We start from the raw sequence: 499 nt of genomic DNA, 5'->3' as shown, positions 1-499 counted from the left end.
ATCCTCGACTGCCCGAACACGGAGCGCCTCGTACGCCACCTCGCCGAGACCTATGTCGACCTGAACTCCGGCCACCCCGTCCCGTCCCGCCGACGCGGCACCACCCGAGCCCGAGCCCGGGTCCGGGCCGGAGCCCGGCCCCGGAGCCGTACCCGTACCCGTACCCGTACGCGTCGCGAGCCCGCGCCCCGCGCCGCAGGGCGATCCGCTGGCGGAGCTGACGGCCTGGGTCACCGAGTCCGTGGCGGACACCATCGGGATCGCCGCCGAACAGATCGCCCCGGAGCGGGAGTTCGCCACCTACGGCCTCGACTCCATCGGCGCGCTGCGCATCATGCAGCGCATTCAGAGCCGGTACGGCGAGGACATCCCCATGGCCGCCATCCTCGACTGCCCGAACACGGAGCGCCTCGTACGCCACCTCGCCGAGACCTATGTCGACCTGAACGGCGCCGCACCCGCTCCTCCCCGAGCCGACGGCGTCCCCACTGCCCCTGCT

1 protein-coding gene and 1 pseudogene are annotated in these 499 nt (G+C 72.9%); one reads left to right on the top strand and one right to left on the bottom strand.

Features of this window, described 5'->3' with window-relative positions:
• Positions 1-255 (bottom strand): annotated as a pseudogene (locus G5C65_RS38850) (hypothetical protein); the annotation flags it as partial.
• Here G5C65_RS38850 and G5C65_RS38210 point away from each other — a divergent pair.
• Positions 242-499, top strand: a 258-nt coding sequence (locus G5C65_RS38210) for a phosphopantetheine-binding protein (RefSeq protein ID WP_165303683.1), incomplete at its 3' end; no start/stop codon positions are given. The pseudogene G5C65_RS38850 and the gene G5C65_RS38210 sit on opposite strands and share 14 nt — an antisense overlap.

Origin of the sequence: Streptomyces boncukensis (genome assembly GCF_011045075.1) — a bacterium.
In the GTDB taxonomy this organism is placed as follows: domain Bacteria; phylum Actinomycetota; class Actinomycetes; order Streptomycetales; family Streptomycetaceae; genus Streptomyces; species Streptomyces boncukensis.
The sequence above is the reverse complement of the archived record's forward strand: the minus strand, read 5'-3'. Positions and strand labels throughout refer to the sequence as shown.